Source organism: Streptomyces sp. NPDC001744, assembly GCF_042892575.1.
Classification (GTDB): domain Bacteria; phylum Actinomycetota; class Actinomycetes; order Streptomycetales; family Streptomycetaceae; genus Streptomyces.
This window is the reverse complement of record NZ_JBIAUG010000001.1, coordinates 273,654-291,238: the sequence shown is the minus strand read 5'-3', so window position 1 is coordinate 291,238 and position 17,585 is coordinate 273,654. Positions and strand designations below refer to the sequence as shown.

Sequence of the window (17,585 nt, the reverse complement as noted above, 5' to 3'; positions counted from 1 at the left end):
GCGGCCCCGTGGCAGGCTTGGGGGCATGCGATCTGCTCTGTGCGCCCTCGGCGCGGCGGCGGCCCTGGTGCTGCTCCCGGCCGGTCCCGTCCGTGCCGAAGGGCAGGAGCCCGACCGGGACTTCACGATCCAGGACACCCGGATCACCGAGTCCAGCGGGCTCGCCGCGAGCCGCGCCCACCCCGGGATCTACTGGACGCACAACGACCAGGACGCGCCCCTGATCTACGGCGTCGACTCCCGTACGGGAAAGACGGTCGCGACCCTGACGATGCGCGGGGTCGGCACCCCCCGTGACATGGAGGCGATCTCCGTCGGCCCGGACGGCGCCGTCTACGTCGGTGACGTCGGGGACAACCTCGACGGCTCCTGGGACCACGTCTGGATCTACCGCTTCCCCGAACCGGCGGTCCTGAAGGACCAGGAGGTGAGGGCGGAGCAGTACGTCGTGAAGTACGCCGACGGACCGCGCAACGCCGAGGCCCTGATGGTCCACCCGAAGACCGGCCGGGTGTACATCGCGAGCAAGCGGGAGGACGGCGGCGGCCTGTACGCCGGTCCCGAGCGGCTCTCCCGGTCCGGGACGAACGTCTTCCGGCGCGTGGCCGAAGTGCCGTGGGTGACGGACGGCGCCTTCTCGCCGGACGGCGGCCGGCTCGTCCTGCGCGGTTACTTCACCGCCGTGGAGTACGCCTGGAAGGACGGGCGGCCCGTGGGCGGGGGCACCCCCGTGGGGGCTCCCTTCCAGGGGCAGGCGGAGTCGGTGACGTACACGCGGGACGGTTCGGCCCTCATGTTCGGCTCGGAGGGGAGGAACAGCCGCGTCCTGCGCGTGGAACCGCCCTCGGGCGGACGGACGGACCCGAAGACCCCGGGCGGCGCCCCGGCCTCCCCGGGGGCCTCCGCGCCGCCGTCCGCGTCCCCGGAGGGGGAGGGCGGGGGGAACGTCACCACCGGCTTCCTCGTCCTCGCCGGCGCCACGCTCCTCGTGGTGGCGGGGAAGCGGCTCGTGCGCCGGAGGTGACGGACGACGGCGGAGGGCCCGGCACCGCGTGCGCGCGGTGCCGGGCCCTCCGTACGGGAAAGGGGCGTTACAGCTTCTCGATCACGTAGTCCACGCAGGCCGTCAGCGCCCGCACGTCCGCCGGGTCGACCGCCGGGAACATCGCGATCCGCAGCTGGTTGCGGCCCAGCTTGCGGTACGGCTCGGTGTCCACGATCCCGTTGGCGCGCAGCACCTTCGCGACCGCCGCCGCGTCGATCTCGTCCGCGAAGTCGATCGTGCCGATGACCTGCGAGCGCTTCGCCGGGTCCGTCACGAACGGCGAGGCGTGCTTCGACTCCTCGGCCCACGTGTACAGCGCGTCGGACGACTCCTTCGTCCGGGCCACGGCCCAGTCCAGACCGCCCTGGCCGTTGATCCACCTGAGCTGCTCGTTGAGCAGGAAGAGGGTCGCGAGCGCCGGGGTGTTGTACGTCTGGTTCTTCAGCGAGTTGTCGATCGCGGTCGGCAGCGAGAAGAACTCCGGGACGTGCCGGCCGGACGCGTGGACCTTCCGCGCGCGCTCCAGGGCGGCGGGCGAGAACGCCGCCAGCCACAGGCCGCCGTCGGCCGCGAAGGACTTCTGCGGGGCGAAGTAGTAGACGTCCGACTCGGTGACGTCGACGGGCAGGCCGCCCGCGCCGGAGGTCGCGTCCACCAGGACGAGCGCGCCCTCGTCGGCGCCCGCGACCCGCTCGACCGGGGCGGCGACACCGGTGGAGGTCTCGTTGTGGGTGTACGCGTAGACGTCGACGCCCGCCTCGGCCACCGGCTCCGGGTGGGTGCCCGGGTCGGAGGAGATCACGCTCGGGTCGGCCAGCCAGGGGGCCAGCTTCGCGGCCTTCGCGAACTTGGAGGAGAACTCGCCGAAGACGAGGTGCTGGGACCTGTTCTCGATCAGTCCGTGGGTCGCGACGTCCCAGAAGGCGGTGGAGCCGCCGTTGCCCAGGATCACCTCGTAGCCCTCGGGCAGCGAGAAGAGGTCACGGACGCCGGCGCGCACCTCGCCGACCAGGTTCTTGACCGGGGCCTGGCGGTGGGACGTACCGAGGAGGGAGGTGCCGGTGGCGGCCAGGGCGTCCAGCGCCTCCGTACGCACCTTGGAGGGGCCCGCGCCGAAACGGCCGTCGGCGGGCTTGATGTCAGCGGGAATCTGGATATCGGCCACGAGGCGGAGCGTATCGGGTCGGGGAGGGGGCGGTCGCGGGATGTCCGCCCGATGAGACGAGGAACGCGCCATCCTGGACTTGTGGGAAGACACCAGGAACATCCGTCCGCACTCGCCGGGGCCCTCCGTTCCGCCGTCGCGGGAGAAGTCGACCTCTCCTCCACGGCAAGGGCTCTGACCAGCATGGACGCCTCCAACTACCGGCGGGTCCCGGTCGGTGTGGTCGCCCCGCGCGACGCGGCCGACGTGGCGGCGGTCCTGGAGGTCTGCCGGGCGCACGGCACGCCGGTGGTCGCCCGGGGCGGCGGCACGTCCACCGGCGGACAGGCCACGGGCACGGGCATCGTGCTCGACCTGACCCGGCACATGGGCGGGATCGTCTCCCTGGACCCCGGGGCGCGGACGGCGGTCGTCCGGCCGGGGACCGTCCTCGACCGGCTGCGGGCGGCGGCCCGCCCGTACGGGCTGACCTTCGGCCCCGACCCGTCCACCCACGGCCGCTGCACCCTCGGCGGCATGATCGGCAACAACGCCTGCGGGGCGCACTCGGTCGCCTGGGGCACCACGGCGGACAACGTGCGCTCGCTGGACGTGGTGACCTACCGGGGCGCGGAGCTGACGCTCGGGCGGGAGGGGCGGGGCGCGCCGCCCGGCCTGCGGGAACTGGTGGGGCGGCACCTCGCCCTGCTGCGGACCGGCTACCCGGAGGGCCTTCCGCGCCGGATCTCCGGGTACGCCCTCGACGCGCTGCTCCCGGAGCGGGGCGTGGACGTGGCCCGCTCCTTCTGCGGCAGCGAGGGCACGCTCGGGGTGGTGACGGAGGCGACCGTACGGCTCGTCCCGCTGCCCGCCGAACCCGTCCTGGTGGTGCTCGGGTACCCCGACGAGGGCGCGGCGGCGGACGCGGCGCCGGGGCTCCTGCCGTACCGGCCGCTGACGGTGGAGGGGATGGCGGCGGACCTCGTGCCGGACGCCGCCGGGCTGCCCCGGGGCGGCGCGTGGCTGTTCGTCGAGGTGGACGGTCCCGGGGCGGCCCGGGAGGTCGTCCGGGCGGCGGACGCCCTCGACGCGGCCGTCGTACGGGACCCGGCCGGGCAGCGGGCGCTGTGGCGGATCAGGGAGGACGCGGCGGGGACGGCGACCCGGACGCCCGGCGGGGGCGAGGCGTGGCCGGGGTGGGAGGACTGCGCGGTGCCCCCGGCCCGCCTGGGCGCGTACCTCAGGGAGTTCCGCGCCCTGCTGGCCGATTTCGGTCTCAGGGGCGTCCCTTACGGGCACTTCGGGGACGGCTGCGTCCACGTCCGCATCGACTTCGACCTGTGGACGGAGAGGGGGGTCCGGGACTTCCGGCGCTTCTCGGAGGCGGTGGCCGGCCTGGTGGTCGCCCACGGCGGTTCGCTCTCCGGCGAGCACGGCGACGGGCGGGCGCGGGCCGAACTGCTGCCGAAGATGTACGGGGCGGAGCTGGTCGGCCTCTTCGGCGCGGTCAAGGACGTGTGGGACCCGGACGGGGGACTCAACCCGGGGATGCTGGTCCGGCCGGAGCCGCTGGACGAGGGGCTGCGGTTCACGGGCCTCCCGGTGGTGGGCCTGGGACGGGCCGCCGCCCGGTGCGTGGGAGTCGCCAAGTGCCGTACGGAGGGCGGGAGTCGGGGAGAGGACGTGATGTGCCCCTCGTACCGCGCGACGGGGGAGGAGCGGCACTCCACGCGGGGGCGGGCGCGGCTGCTGCACGAGATGGCGCTCGGGGAGGTGATCACCGGCGGCCGGCGCTCGGAGGAGGTCCGTGAGGCCCTCGACCTGTGCCTGTCCTGCAAGGGGTGCCGCAGCGACTGCCCGGTGGGCGTCGACATGGCCGCCTACAAGGCGGAGTTCCTGGACGGGTATTACGCGGGCCCCGGCGGCCTCCTGCGCCGGCCGCGCTCGCACTGGACGATGGGACGGCTCCCGCACTGGCTGGACCTGTTCGGGCGGGGCCTGAACGCGGGGCTCCGGCTGCCGTTCGCGGCGCGGCTCGCGGGGGTGACGCCGGAGCGGACGATGCCGAGGGTGGCGGAACGGTCCTTCGCGTACTGGTTCGCCCAGCGCGCCTCGAACCGCCCGCCGGTCCTCACCCTGTGGCCGGACACCTTCACGAACCACCTGGCGCCCGGGGTCGGCGAGGCGGCCGTCCGCGTCCTGGAGGACGCGGGCCTGGGGGTGGACCTGCCGCCGGGCCGGGTCTGCTGCGGGCTGACGTACGTGTCGACGGGGCAGCTGGGGGCGGCGCGGAAGGTGATGCGGCGGACGCTGGACGTGATGGAGGAGGTGGCGGGGCCGGTGGTCGTCCTGGAACCCTCCTGCGCGGCGGCCCTCCGCACCGACCTGCCCGAGCTGATGGGGGACGACCCCCGCGCGGCGCGCCTCGCCGCCTCCGTCCGCACCTTCGCGGAGGCCCTGGAGGAGCTGGCGCCCGACTGGGCCCCGCCCCGTCTGGACCGACCGGTCGCCGGCCAGACCCACTGCCACCAGCACGCCGTCCTGGGCGACGCGGCGGACCGCCGCCTCCGGGAGCGGGCGGGCCTGACGGGCGACCTCGTGGGCGGCTGCTGCGGCCTGGCGGGCGACTTCGGCTTCGCACCGGGCCATTACGAGGTCTCGGTGGCGTGCGCGGAGGACCGGCTCCTGCCGGCGCTGCGGGCCGCCGGGGACGCGACGGTCCTGGCGGACGGCTTCTCGTGCAGGACCCAGATCGGCGACCTGACGGACCTGCGGGGGCGGCACCTGGCGGAGGTGCTGGCGGAGGGGCTGGACGAGGAGCTGGGCGAGGGATCGGACGAGGGGCCGGGCCGGGACCCGGGAGGACGGGGATGAGCGGGGGTGGGCGGGGACGGCGCCTCGTGCCCCGTCGTGGGTGGGCGGGCGAACGGGGCGGGCGGGGGCTGAGCGGGTGGTGTGTGGCGTGCGTGGCGGGACCCGGAGCCCCTGCCGCGCGTCGGGCGGTACGGCGTGCCGGGCTGTGGTGCGTCAGGCCGCGGCGAGCCGGTCCACCAGGAGCTCCGTCCTCCGTTCGGCGTCCTCCGGCGGGAGCCGTCGCGCCCGGGTCAGGGTGGCCAGCCCGTGCAGGGACGCCCAGAACACCTCGGTGAAAAGCGCCGGGTGGACACCTTCCCCGGCGGCCTCGCCGAGGTTCTCCAGCAGGGCGGCGAAGGCGTCCTTCAGGGGCTCGGGGGTGTCCTCACGAGCGAACGCCAGACCGCCGTCGAGCTGGAACATGGCGTCGTAGACCGCCGGGTTGCGTGCGGCGAAGTCGAGGTAGGCGCGGGCGAGGGCGGCGGCCCGCGCGCGCGGACCGTCCGCGGCGGACGCCGCGGCCCGCAGCAGTACGGCCATCTCGCCCGCGCCTTCGAGGGCGACGGCGCCGATGATCTCGCGCTTGCCCCGGAAGTGGCTGTAGAGGACGGGCTGGCTGTACTCGATGCGTTCGGCGAGCCGGCGGGTGGTGACCGCGTCCCAGCCCTGCCGCTCGGCGAGTTCGCGGGCCGTGGCCACGATGAGGCGCTCGCGGTCCGCCCGTTCGCGTTCCTTGCGTTCCTGTACCGACATGATGTGATCCTAGCGCCGCTAGGCAATCGAGCGACAGTAGGTCTAGCGTTGCGCCATCACCTAGCGGCGCTAGATCCCGGGAGGGTCCGTCATGCTCGACGCACTTGAGGTCTTCACCACCGTGGCCGTCGGTCTGATGGTCGGGGTGGAGTTCTCCGTCGCCTTCGTCGTCAACCCGATCCTCACCGCGCTCCCCGACGACAGCGATCAGCTCGGCCGTGCCCACGGGGGCCGGATGCTCGGCGCCGTGATGCCGTTCTGGTACATCGGCTCGCTCGTCCTGACCGCGGTGTGGGCCGTGGCCGGCCGGCACCGTCCCGGCGCCGGCCTCGTCGTCGTCGCCGGCGGGCTGCTGATCCTGAGCGTGGTCATGTCGATCCTGCTGCTCGTCCCGATCAACAACCGGAGCACGTCGTGGACCCCCGGGAACAGGCCCGCCGACTGGAAGGAGCAGATGAACCGCTGGGACCGCTACCACTACGTCCGCGTCGCCGTCATCGTCGCCGCCTTCGCCCTGCTGGTCACCGCCCTGGTCTGAGCGTGCGGCCCGGTGCGGCGGCGGACTCGTACGAGGAGCCGGCCGCACCGGGTTATGCATGTCCGGAGCCTGCGCGTCCGGGTCCTGCCCATCCGGGTCCCGCACGTCCGGCGTTGCCTCCGGCGGGGACGCCGTGGACGCGGCCGGGGCGGGTCACCTCCCGCCGACGATCTCCCGCGCCATCGCCACCAGCGCCTCCGTCGCCGGGTGCGGGAAGGCGTCCCGCCAGGCGAGGAGCACCGGGAGCGGGGGTGCGTCGGGGAGCGGGCGGTAGGTGACGCCCGGGTGGGGGTGGAGGGCCGCCGTGGAGGCGGAGGAGACGCCGACGCCCCGGCCGGCGGCGATCGCCGTGAGCCAGTCGTCGGTGTTGGCGACGGTGAGGGCGGCCGTCGGGCGGGCGTCGGGGGGCCAGAGCGCGAGGGTGGTCGCGCCCGAGACGGTGTTGAGGACGACCGTCTCGCCCGCGAGGTCGTCGAGGGCGAGCCGGGGACGGTCCGCGAGCGGGCTGTCGGCGGGCAGCGCGGCCACCCGCCCCTCGGTCGTGAGTTCCGCCGTGACCAGGCCGGACGCCTCCACGGTCCCGCGCAGCAGCGCCGCGTCCACCTCGCCCCGGACGAGACCGGCGGTGCGGTCGTCCACGCGGAGGAGTTCGAGCGGGGTGTCGGGGTGGGCGCGCTGCCAGCGCCGGAGCAGGGGAGTGGTGTACGGGCCGAACGCCGACCAGGCGTGCCCGAGGCGCAGGGGGCGGTGGCGGAGACGGGCCGGGTCCACGGCGGCGTCGAAGGCGGCGAGCGCGGCGGCGGCCCGGACCCGGAAGTCGTGTCCCTCGGCGGTGAGGGCGAGGTGGTGGGTGGAGCGGTCCACCAGCCGGGTGCCGAGGTGGCGTTCCAGGGCGGCGAGCGTGCGGGAGACGGCGGGCTGCGTGAGGTGGAGCCGGGCGGCCGCCCCGGTGAGGCTGGACTCCCCGGCGATGGCGAGGAAGCAGCGGAGGTGGCGCAGCTCGATGCTCATGCGTCCGGAGCATAACCGCAGCGCAATCGGCATTTCCGGTGGCGCGTACGGGCCCGTAGCGTGAGGGGGTGGTTCCGGCGGCGGTACGCCGGGACGGTTCCGACAGCGGTACGCCGGGACGCACGGCGCGGAACCGGACGTCCGGTCCCGCGGACCTCGGTGGCGCGCGGACGCGCGTGTGGGTGTGGAGGAGCAGCAGGTGAACGGTCCGGTCAAGGGCGTGATCCCGGCCGGTACGGTCGGCGCGGTCGGTGCGGGGGCCGGGGGTCCTGCGGGGGCGGCAGGGGCCGTAGGTCCCGTAGGAGCCCTAGGTCCCGTAGGTCCCGCAAGGCCCGTAGGTCCCGCAAGGCCCGTAGGACCCGGGGCTCCCGCAGGGCCCGTAGGGCACACGGATTCCGTGGGGCCCGGGGCTCCCGCAGGGACCGGGGAAGCCGTGGGGTCCGTGGGGGACAAGGCGGCGGTCCGCCGGTTCGGGCCGGTCGCGCTCGTCGTCGCGAGCGGGCTCTCCGTCCAGTTCGGTTCGTCCCTCGCCGTCCTCCTGATGCCGCGCGCCGGGGCCCTCGGGGTCGTCACCCTGCGGCTCGTGCTCGCCGCGGCCGTGCTCCTGGCCGTCTGCCGGCCCGCGGTCCGGGGGTACGGACGTGCCGACTGGGGCACGATCGCCGCCTTCGGCACCGCCCTGGCGGGGATGAACACCCTCTTCTACCAGGCCGCCGACCGGATTCCGCTGGGCGCGGCCGTCACCCTGGAGGTCCTCGGCCCGCTGATCCTCTCCGTGGTGGCCTCGCGCCGGTGGACGAACCTGCTGTGGGCCGGGATCGCCCTCGCCGGGGTCGTCCTCCTCGGCGGCGGGGGCTTCGAACGGCTCGACCCGGCGGGCGCCGCCTTCGCGCTCGCGGCGGGCGGCATGTGGGCCGCGTACATCGTCTTCGGCGCCCGCACCGGCCGTCGCTTCCCGCACGTGGACGGGCTGGCGCTCGCGATGGCCTTCGGCGCCGTCCTCAGCCTGCCGCTCGGCCTCGCGGAGGCGGGCGGCGGGCTCCTCGTGCCGTCGACGCTCGGCCTGGGCCTCGCGGTCGCGCTGCTGTCGTCGGTCCTGCCGTACACCATGGAACTCCTCGCCCTGCGCCGCATGCCCGCGCCCACCTTCGCGATCCTGATGAGCCTGGAACCGGCCATCGCGGCGGCGGCCGGCTTCCTCGTCCTCGGCCAGGTCCTGTCCGTCACCGACGCCCTCGCCATCGCCCTCGTCATCGGGGCGAGCATGGGCGCGGTCCGCACCCGTACGGGTCCCTCCCGCAGGGAACCGTCCCGTACGGAGCCCTCCCGGAGACCCGCGCGGAAGGTCCCGTAAGGGACGCGCCGGGGCGGGCGCGAGAGAGGCGCCCCCGGCGGCCCGCGCGCGGCCCCGTCCGCCCCCTGCCGCGCGGGGGCCCTACGCGCCGAGCACGCCCCGTTCCGCGAGCGCCTTGCGCAGGGCCCGCACGGCGTAGAAGGCGCGGCTCTTGACGGTGCCGGGCGGGATGCCGAGGTGTTCGGCGGCCTGGGCCACGCTGCACTCCAGGTAGTACATGAGCTGGATGACGGTCCGCTGCTGCTCGTTCAGTTCCCGGAGCGCCTCGCGCACCACGTGGGAAGTGAGGGCGGAGTCCGTGTCGTCCCGGCCGGCGTCCGGTGCCGTGGCGGACATCGGGTCCAGGGGACGGATCCGGCGGGCCCGGTGGTGGTCGATGACCAGGTTCCTGACCACGGTGAACAGCCACGGCCGGACGTGCTCGCGGCGGTCGCCCAGGAACCCGGAGTGCTTCCAGGCGCGGGCCGCCGTCTCCTGGACGATGTCCTCCGCCTTGTGCCAGTCGCCGTCCAGCAGGCGCGCGGCGTACCGGAGGAGCATGGGCCGGTACTGGCCGTAGAGGTCGTCGACGACGGCGTCGCGGCCGTCGTGCGGCGCGGTGGGCCGGGCATGCGCCCGCGTCGGGGCGAGGGGGGTGATCCCCGCCTCCAGGGTCCCGTTCATGGTGACGTTCTGTCCTGTTCGCGTGTGCCGTGAGACGTCTCCCGCGAGGACGGGAACGCGGGACCCACCCTGCGCGGGATGCCTTGACCAAACCTTTTCGTCTCCTTGTCGCGCCGGCGCGCCCTTCCCGCCGCCGTCCTCCGGCACCGGACGCCGTCACGGAAAGACATCAGGGGGACACGGGTGAACCGGACCCGGTCCTCGTGCGTAGGACGGGGAGAAGACGCCGCCACGGCCGGACCGGAACACCGTCCCGCCCGCCCCGCGGCGACCGCGGCGTCTCCTCCCGGTGGCCCCACCCGCCTCGTCACCGCCCCCGCCGGGGCCGGCATCCCAAGAAAATCCCAAGAAAATCCCAAGAAAAAGGACGTTCACCATGCGCATCCCCCGCCCGAGCCGCCGGCTCGCCCTGCTCGGGGCCACCGCGGCCGCGGCCCTGTCCGTCACGGCCGTCACCCTTCCCGGCGTGGCCGGCGCCGCGCCCCACCCGCAGCAGCGGCCGACGATCGTGCTGGAGCACGGGGCGTTCGCCGACGCCTCCAGCTGGGACGGGGTCGTCGAGCGGCTGCGGCACGCCGGCTACCCGGTGGTGGCCGCCGCCAACCCGCTGCGTGGCCCGGCGTACGACGCCGCCCACCTGCGCGGCGTCATCGACCGCGTCGACGGGCCCGTGGTCCTGGTCGGCCACTCCTACGGCGGCACCGTCATCAGCCGGGCGGCCGTCGGGATGGAGGACAAGGTCAAGGCGCTCGTCTACATCGCGGCGTTCCTGCCCGACTCCGGCGAGAGTTCGCTCGGACTGACGAACAAGCTCCCCGGCAGCACCCTCGGCGAGGCGGTCGAACCCGTGGAGTACACGCTGCCGGGCGGCGTCCGGGGCACCGACCTCTCCATCGAGCCGGACAAGTTCCACCGGCAGTTCGCCGCGGACGTGCCGGCGGACAAGGCGCGGCTCATGGCCGCGGGGCAGCGCCCGATCGCCGCCGCCGCGCTGGAGGAGAAGTCCACGGGGGCCGCCTGGAAGACGATTCCCTCCTGGTCCCTGGTCACCACCGGGGACCGCAACATCCCCGTCGCCGTCCAGCGCTTCATGTCGGCCCGGGCGCACGCGCACACGACCGAGGTCGACGCGTCGCACGCGGTGTCCGTCTCACGCCCCGACGCCGTCGTCCGCATCGTGGAGAAGGCCGCCCGGACGGCCCGCTGACGGCGGGCCCCGCCCCCACTCCCCGTTCACCGCACGACCTCGTCGCACGACCTCACCGCACCCCTTCACGAAAGGCACCGAGCACCATGGCGTTCATCACCGTCGGCCAGGAGAACTCCACCCCCGTCGAGCTTTACTACGAGGACCACGGCACCGGGCAGCCGGTCGTGCTGATCCACGGCTACCCGCTCGACGGCCAGTCCTGGGAGAAGCAGTCCGCCGCCCTGCTGAAGGCCGGTTACCGGGTCATCACCTACGACCGGCGTGGTTTCGGCCGCTCGGGCCGCCCCACCACCGGCTACGACTACGACACCTTCGCCGCCGACCTGAACACCCTCCTGGAGACCCTCGACCTGAACGACGCCGTCCTCGTCGGCTTCTCCATGGGCACCGGCGAGGTCGGCCGCTACCTGGGCACCTACGGTTCCGCCCGGATCGCCAAGGCCGCCTTCCTGGCCTCCCTGGAGCCGTTCCTGCTCAAGACCGACGACAACCCCGAGGGGGTCGACGGGAGCGTCTTCGAGGGCATCGAGGAGGCCGTCACCGCCGACCGGTACGCCTACTTCACCGCGTTCTACCAGGACTTCTACAACCTGGACGAGAACCTCGGCACCCGCATCGGCGAGGAGGCCGTCCGCAACAGCTGGAACGTCGCCGCCGGCGCCTCCTGGTACGCCTCGCTGGCCTGCGTCGCGACCTGGACCACCGACTTCCGCGCCGACGTGGCCAAGATCGACGTGCCGGCGCTGATCCTGCACGGCACCGCCGACCGCATCCTGCCGATCGAGGCCACCGCCGAGCCGTTCCACCGGGCGCTCCCGCAGGCCGAGTACGTCGTCGTCGAGGGCGCCCCGCACGGCCTGCTGTGGACCCACGCCCAGGAGGTCACCGACGCCCTGCTCGCCTTCCTGGCCGAGTGACCGGCGACGGCCGCGCCGGGCCGGACGGGCACGCGTGTCCGTCCGGCCGTCCCGCTCACCCGGTGCGGCCGTCCTCGCCGTCCCGTCCCGCGCCGGTCTCCGCCGGGGCGTGGCCGTACGGGAGAACGCCGCCCGGCGGGTCCGGCACGCGATGGCCGCCGACGGCCCTCTCCGGCGCGGCGGGCACGGGCCCCGCTCCGCCGTCCAGGGCGGCGAGCCGGTCCCGGGCCTCCTGGGCGCTGCGGGACAGGGCGTGCTGTTCGGCGTCGGCGAGGGCGCGGAGCCAGTCGGCCCGGGCGCCCTCCCGGTCGCCCGCGGCCAGCCGGGTGTCGCCCAGCCGCATCAGCGTGCCGACGGCGTTCCTGCGGTCCCCCAGTTCCCCGAACGCCTCCGTCGCCCGCCGGTAGGTGGCGGCCGACTCCTCGTACCGGCCGAGTCGGCGCAGGATGTGGCCCAGGACGTCCCAGCCCTGGGCCTGCTGCCAGGGGGCGTCCAGGCGCCCGAACAGGGCCTGGGCCTCCTCGCTGAGCGCGAGGCCCTTCTCCGGCTGCCCCAGGTTGGCGTGGAACCAGGCGAGTTCGACGAGGCACTCGGCCGTCCACAGCTCGTCCCCCGTCTCCCGGGACAGCGCGAGCCCCCGTTCGGAGAACGCCACGGCCTCCGGGATCCGGCCGAACAGGTACAGCGCGCACGCCGTGCTGTAGTGGGCGCGGGCCTGTTCGCCCACCGCGCCGAGCTCTTCGAAGATCGCGGTGGCCCGGCGCAGGTGGCGCAGGGCCTCTTCCTGGTGGCCGAGGTAGCCCTGGACGCCGCCGATGTGGCGGAGGCAGCGGCCCTCCTCGACGCGGTCGCCCCGGCGCCGGGCCGCCTCCAGGACGGGGAGCAGCGCCGTGATGGCCTCCGGCCAGTACTCCTGGCGGTTCAGGTACTCCTTCAGGGACCAGGCCAGTCCGGTGACGTGGCGGTCGAGTCCCCGGCCGACGGCGGTGTGCAGCAGGGCGTCCAGCACCCGGCGCTCGGCGGTGAACCACCGGTTGGCCTGTTCGACGGTGGCGAGGTTTTCTGGGGTGACGCCCGCGTCCGGGGAGCCGAGGTCGAGTTCGGGCAGCGACTCCTGCTTGAACAGCCGGTTGCCCTCGTAGGCCGTGAACATGTAGTGGTCCAGGACCCGGAGGGTGGCGCGGTGCCGCTCGTCGGCGTCGTCGTGGGCACCGGTGAGTTCGGCGGCGTAGCCGCGCAGCAGGTCGTGGAGGGCGAACCGGCCGGGCAGGGGCTGTTCGACGAGGCAGGAACGGGTCAGTCCCGCGAGCAGGTGGCGGGTCCGGGCGAGGGGGAGCCCGGCGAGGCCGGCGGCGGCCGGGACGGTGATGTCGGGGCCGGGGTGCAGGGCGAGGAGCCGGAAGAGGCGCGCGGAGGGCTCGTCCAGGGACCGGTAGGACCAGGAGAACACCGCCCGGACGTCCGTGGTGGCGTCGAAGCCGGTGAACGCGTCCAGACCGCCGTGGGCGTGCCGCAGGTCGTCGGCGACGGCGTGCAGGGGGAAGTCCGGGTCGAGTTCGGCGCGGGCGGCCACCACGGCCAGGGCCAGGGGCAGCCGTCCGCACAGCCGGACGATGTGGGCCGCGGCCTCGGGCTCGGCGGCCAGGCGCTCCGGCCCCAGGCGCCGGGCCAGCGTCTCGTGGGCCTCCGCCCGCGAGGGCAGCGCGAGGGTGAGGGGCCTGGCCCCGTCGGTCGCGATCAGCCCCGGGAGCCGGTTGCGGCTGGTGACCAGGGTGAGGCAGCCGCCGCTCGCGGGCAGCAGGGGGCGGACCTGCTGTTCGTCGCGGGCGTTGTCCAGGACGACCAGGACCCGCAGGCCGGCCAGGAGGCTGCGGAACAGCGTGCTGCGGCCTTCGGTGTCCTCGGGTATGCGCGGGGCGGGGACCCCGAGGGCGACGAGGAAGCCGTGCAGGGCGTCGCCCGGCTCCACGGCGGGGGCGTGCGGATGGAACCCGCACAGGTTGACGAAGAGCTGTCCGTCGGGGAACGAGGAGGCGATCCGGTGGGCGTGGTGCACGGCGAAGGTGGTCTTGCCGACGCCGGGGGCGCCGCCGATGACGACGACGGGCGCGCCGGCCGGTCCCGGCCGGCCGGGCGCGCCGCTCGCGCCGGACAGCCAGGCGCCTTCGGCCTCGCGCCCGGCGAACACCGGCAGGTCGCCCGGGAGCTGTGCCGGGCGCACGAGGGGGGAGGGGGCGTCGTCACGGGGACTCCCGGTGTTTCCGGTGTTCTCGGTGCTCCCGGTGCTCCCGGTGTTCTCGGTGTTTCCGGCCGGGCGGTCGTCCGTGCCGGAGGGGTTCGCGGGACCGGTGGACTCCCCGGCGGCCGTACCGGACGGTCCCGTCGTACCGGCGTCCGCGCCGGACGGCGCCGTACCCGCGGTCGTCCCGCCGGACGCGGCACCGCCGGACGCGGCGGGACCCGCGTCGGCGGGCGCGGTTCCGTCCCGGTCCCCGGACCGGCCCTCCGGCCCCCGGGGCCCGGCCGGACGGCCCGGACCGCGTCCGCCCCCGGTGCCGCCCGCCGCGTCCGCCGTTCCCGGCGGGGCCAGTGGCGGCAGGTCGTGGCGGAGGATGCCGTCGTGCAGGGCGCGCAGACCGGGGCCGGGTTCGAGGCCGAGTTCGCCGGCGAGGCGCCCGCGCAGGTCCGCGTAGCACCGCAGCGCCTCGGGGTGCCGGCCGGCCAGGTAGAGGGCGCGCAGCAGCAGCGCCCAGCCGGTCTCCCGCAGCGGGTCCTCCGCCGTCAGTTCCCGCGCCGCTTCCACGGCCCCGGGCACGTGCCCGCCCAGGAGCAGGGCGGTGGTGCGGATCTCGCGGGCGGTCTGCCGCAGTTCCTCCAGGCGCGCGACCTCGTGGGCGGCGAACAGGTGGTCCGCCGCGTCGGCGAGCGCGGCACCGCGCCACATGTCCAGGGCCCGCCCGGCCTCCCGGAGGACCTCCTCGGGCCGCCCCTGGTCCAGCAGCCGGTGCGCCCGGTCGACGGCCCGCTCGAAGCGCACGGTGTCCCGGCTCCCGGGCGGGACGCGCAGGGCGTAGCCGGCGGGCTCGGTGACCAGCACCTCGCACGTCCCCCGCACGCGCAGGTGCTGGGGCTCCAGGACCGCGCGGACCTTGCTGACGTGGGCGTGCAGGGAGGCCACCGCCCCGGCCGGCGCCCGGCCCGGCCACAGCTCCTCGCACAGCGTCCCGGGAGCGACCGCGCAGCCGTCCGCGAGCAGCAGTCGCACCAGCAGCAGCCGCTGCTTGCGCCGCCCCGGGTCGAGCGCCGTGCCCGCCCGCCGTACCACCAGCGGTCCCAGCAGCCCGAAGTCGAACTCCTGCCCCACGGTCGTCGTCTCCACCGGATACCCCCCTCGACGGTGTCACCATCCGTACACGCGCGTCCCACCGGTACGCGGGCGCCCCGCTCCGGCCGTGGGCCGGGCCGGCCCGCCCGGTACGGGGAACGGTCGCGCCGGAGGCGTGGCGGCGGACGCCGTGCGGACGCCCCGCCGGGACGTCCGTACGCCCCGGTCCCGTCGCGACGGTCTGTCCGCGTCCGGGGCGGAAGGCGGCTCGGGCGGAGGGGGGCGGTGAGACCCCGTGGCCCGCCTCCGCACACCGGGGCGACCCTAGCAGGGCATCACCCAGCGTGAGGATTCCGCGGGTGGTGGGGTCCGCCGCCGCGGAGGGGCCGGGCGCGGGGGAACGTCCCGGTTCATGTCCTTCCGGACCGGACGGCGGTGAACCGGGACGCCGGTCGTCCCGTTGGGTGGGCGAATGCCGTCCACAGTGGGGAAGACCATGGTCACCGTCGAAGGAACAAGCACCGCCCGCTTCGAGCCGGTCCGGGCAGCGCTGGCAGCGCACCTGGAATCCGGTGAGGAACTGGGGGCGTCGATCGCCGTCGACGTCGACGGCGTCATGGAGGTCGACCTGTGGGGCGGGCACGCCGACGCGGCGCGGACCGCCCCGTGGCACCGGGACACGCTGGTCGGCCTGTGGTCGACCACCAAGACCCTCAGCAGCCTGGCGGCCCTCGTCCTCGTCGACCGGGGAGCGCTGGACCTCCACCGCCCGGTCGCGCACTACTGGCCCGAGTTCGCCGCCGGGGGCAAGGGGGACGTCGAGGTGCGGCACGTCCTGGCGCACACGTCGGGGCTCTCCGGCTGGCAGCGGCCCTTCACCATGGACGACCTGTACGACTGGCCGACGGCGAGCGCCCGGCTGGCGGCACAGGAGCCCTGGTGGAAGCCGGGAACCGCCTCCGGCTACCACATGCAGACCCAGGGGCAGCTCGTCGGAGAGTTCGTCCGGCGGGTCACCGGCCGCACCCTGACGGAGTTCGTCGAGACCGAGATCGCCGGACCGCTGGAGGCCGACGTCCAGATCGGCGCGCGGGAGGCCGACTGGCCGCGCGTCGCCGCGCTGGTGCCGTCGGGAGGGGCGCCCGACGTCCCGCCGGGGCTCGATCCCGCGTCGGTCTTCGTCAGGACGCTGCTCGGAAGCCCCGCCCGGGACGAGCACGTCGACACCCCGAGGTGGCGCCGCGCCGAACTCGGGGCCGTCAACGGACACGGCAACGCGCGGGGCCTGGCGCGCGCCCTCTCCGTGATCTCACGGCGCGGCGAGGCGAACGGCCTGCGGCTGCTCTCCCCGGACACCGTGGAGAAGATCTTCGACGTACAGGCCGACGGGGTCGACCTCTTCCTGGGCGTTCCCGTGCGCTGGGGCCTCGGCTACGCGCTCGCCGACCGCAGGACGATGCCCGGCATGCCCACCGGAACGATCTGCTTCTGGGCCGGCTGGGGCGGTTCGGCCGTCGTGATGGACCTCGACCGGCGCGTCACGTTCGCGTACACGATGAACCGGCTGGGCGCCGGAATCCTCGGCTCGGAGCGCACGCACGACTACATCGGACACGTCTACGAGGCCCTCGGCACCGCGAACTGAGATTTGCTCCGGTGGTCCGCCCGCCCTTGCCGGTCAATCGGTCGATCGCGCACCGGCCGCTGGGGGAAAGGGCTTTGGCGGTGGGGGGTCCCGGAGCCCTCGGACGTGCCCACGGTTTTCGGAAGACGTGCGTCGGGGCGCGCATGGGCGGGGAGTTCGGGGGCAGGCGGAGGACTGAGCGCATGGGACCGCTCTCATGCCGGGCCCGGGGTTCTTCCCCCGTACCCCGGGCCCGGCGAAGCAGGACGCGCGGTCCGCACCAGGCAGGGATGCGGACCGCGCCCCCTCCGCTCCCCTCTCCCTTCCCCTCCGCGACCGCCTTCCGGTGCCCCGCGCGTTTCGGCCGGCACCGCGTACGCCGTAGGGGGCGGGCCGTAGGGGTGGCCGGCCTGGACGTATCGGTGGACTCGAACCTCCGCGCGCTGTGGGCCGTGACTCCGTCGTCACGTCTGGTCCGAGCCCGGAAGCGGAGGCGTGTGCCCGCGCGCCCGGCCGTAAGGGCGGTAGGCGTCCCCCGGGCCGGCGTTTTCCGGACCGTCCCGACGTCCCCCGGGCCGGCCGGCCGGTGCGGCCTGCGGTCATGGCCGAGGCGGCGGGCGTAGTTCCTCACGGGGGTCTATGCACTGCATGTATAGACGGTGCGTATAGTCGGGCGTCATGGCACCGACCTCACCCACCCCGCCCGGCCCCCGCCTGCTCAAGGCGCTGGTCGTCTCGCTGATCGGCGTCGCGGCGTCCCACCTGATCCTGTCCGACACCCTCTACCTGTCGTTCAGCGCCCAGGCCGCCTCGACGCTGGGCACCGGCACCGGGTACTCCTCCGACCAGGCGTTCACCTCGGCGCTCATGAACACGTTCCTGCTGATGCCGCTGGTCCTGTGGATCGGCATGCGGATCACGGGGGAGCGGGGGGTCGGCCCGATGGTGGCGGTGGGGACCGCCGGCTGGATCACCGCCGTCGGGAACGGCATCGGCGCGATCGACGACGCCCCCGGCGCCCTCCTCCCCCTCGTGAACCTCGCCCTCGTCGTCGCCGCCGCCACCGCCGCCTCGCTGGTGCGGCGGCCCCGCCGGGCGTAGGCGCGGGTCGGCGCCGCGTGCCCTGCGGGGCTCCCGGGCCGCTCCGG

13 protein-coding genes are annotated in these 17,585 nt (G+C 75.1%); 8 read left to right on the top strand and 5 right to left on the bottom strand.

Annotated elements, in window-relative coordinates; all coding sequences use genetic code 11:
* The first annotated feature begins 25 nt into the window (after positions 1-25).
* Complete coding sequence (locus tag ACFYZY_RS01450; protein WP_388688456.1) at positions 26-1,024, top strand: WD40 repeat domain-containing protein; 999 nt, start codon at positions 26-28, stop codon at positions 1,022-1,024.
* A 67-nt stretch (positions 1,025-1,091) separates the two neighbouring features.
* Here ACFYZY_RS01450 and serC read toward each other — a convergent pair whose 3' ends face one another.
* Positions 1,092-2,210, bottom strand: coding sequence for a phosphoserine transaminase (gene serC, locus ACFYZY_RS01445; RefSeq protein ID WP_388688452.1), 1,119 nt, complete (start codon positions 2,208-2,210; stop codon positions 1,092-1,094).
* A 51-nt stretch (positions 2,211-2,261) separates the two neighbouring features.
* Between serC and ACFYZY_RS01440 the strand changes: the two genes are divergently transcribed.
* Positions 2,262-5,063, top strand: a complete 2,802-nt coding sequence (locus tag ACFYZY_RS01440; RefSeq protein ID WP_388688450.1) for an FAD-binding and (Fe-S)-binding domain-containing protein — start codon at positions 2,262-2,264, stop codon at positions 5,061-5,063.
* A 153-nt stretch (positions 5,064-5,216) separates the two neighbouring features.
* Here ACFYZY_RS01440 and ACFYZY_RS01435 read toward each other — a convergent pair whose 3' ends face one another.
* Positions 5,217-5,795, bottom strand: a complete 579-nt coding sequence (locus tag ACFYZY_RS01435; protein WP_388688447.1) for a TetR/AcrR family transcriptional regulator — start codon at positions 5,793-5,795, stop codon at positions 5,217-5,219.
* A gap of 91 nt (positions 5,796-5,886) precedes the next feature.
* Here ACFYZY_RS01435 and ACFYZY_RS01430 point away from each other — a divergent pair, with 91 nt between their 5' ends.
* Positions 5,887-6,333 (top strand): anthrone oxygenase family protein, encoded by a 447-nt coding sequence (locus ACFYZY_RS01430; protein WP_388688444.1) that lies wholly within the window; start codon positions 5,887-5,889, stop codon positions 6,331-6,333.
* Between the two features lie 153 nt (positions 6,334-6,486).
* Here ACFYZY_RS01430 and ACFYZY_RS01425 read toward each other — a convergent pair whose 3' ends face one another.
* Positions 6,487-7,344: a LysR family transcriptional regulator gene (locus tag ACFYZY_RS01425; protein WP_388688441.1), complete on the bottom strand. Its 858-nt coding sequence runs from the start codon at positions 7,342-7,344 to the stop codon at positions 6,487-6,489.
* A gap of 433 nt (positions 7,345-7,777) precedes the next feature.
* Here ACFYZY_RS01425 and ACFYZY_RS01420 point away from each other — a divergent pair, with 433 nt between their 5' ends.
* Complete coding sequence (locus tag ACFYZY_RS01420) at positions 7,778-8,698, top strand: DMT family transporter (protein WP_388688438.1); 921 nt, start codon at positions 7,778-7,780, stop codon at positions 8,696-8,698.
* Positions 8,699-8,779: 81 nt separating this feature from the next.
* Here ACFYZY_RS01420 and ACFYZY_RS01415 read toward each other — a convergent pair whose 3' ends face one another.
* Positions 8,780-9,361, bottom strand: coding sequence for a sigma-70 family RNA polymerase sigma factor (locus ACFYZY_RS01415; protein WP_388688436.1), 582 nt, complete (start codon positions 9,359-9,361; stop codon positions 8,780-8,782).
* Between the two features lie 376 nt (positions 9,362-9,737).
* On the opposite strand from ACFYZY_RS01415, the gene ACFYZY_RS01410 reads away from it, so the two are divergent.
* The gene (locus ACFYZY_RS01410) at positions 9,738-10,568 is read left to right on the top strand and encodes an alpha/beta fold hydrolase (RefSeq protein ID WP_388688433.1); all 831 of its coding nucleotides are present in this window, start codon (positions 9,738-9,740) and stop codon (positions 10,566-10,568) included.
* 86 nt (positions 10,569-10,654) lie between these two features.
* Complete coding sequence (locus tag ACFYZY_RS01405) at positions 10,655-11,488, top strand: alpha/beta fold hydrolase (protein WP_388688430.1); 834 nt, start codon at positions 10,655-10,657, stop codon at positions 11,486-11,488.
* A 55-nt stretch (positions 11,489-11,543) separates the two neighbouring features.
* Here ACFYZY_RS01405 and ACFYZY_RS01400 read toward each other — a convergent pair whose 3' ends face one another.
* On the bottom strand, positions 11,544-14,867 hold the full coding sequence (locus ACFYZY_RS01400; RefSeq protein ID WP_388688427.1) for a BTAD domain-containing putative transcriptional regulator: 3,324 nt from the start codon (positions 14,865-14,867) through the stop codon (positions 11,544-11,546).
* A 442-nt stretch (positions 14,868-15,309) separates the two neighbouring features.
* Here ACFYZY_RS01400 and ACFYZY_RS01395 point away from each other — a divergent pair, with 442 nt between their 5' ends.
* Together ACFYZY_RS01395 and ACFYZY_RS01390 are read left to right on the top strand one after the other, a co-directional pair.
* Positions 15,310-16,458: a serine hydrolase domain-containing protein gene (locus ACFYZY_RS01395; RefSeq protein ID WP_388688785.1), complete on the top strand. Its 1,149-nt coding sequence runs from the start codon at positions 15,310-15,312 to the stop codon at positions 16,456-16,458.
* A 657-nt stretch (positions 16,459-17,115) separates the two neighbouring features.
* Positions 17,116-17,538, top strand: coding sequence for a hypothetical protein (locus ACFYZY_RS01390; protein WP_388688424.1), 423 nt, complete (start codon positions 17,116-17,118; stop codon positions 17,536-17,538).
* Positions 17,539-17,585: the final 47 nt, after the last annotated feature.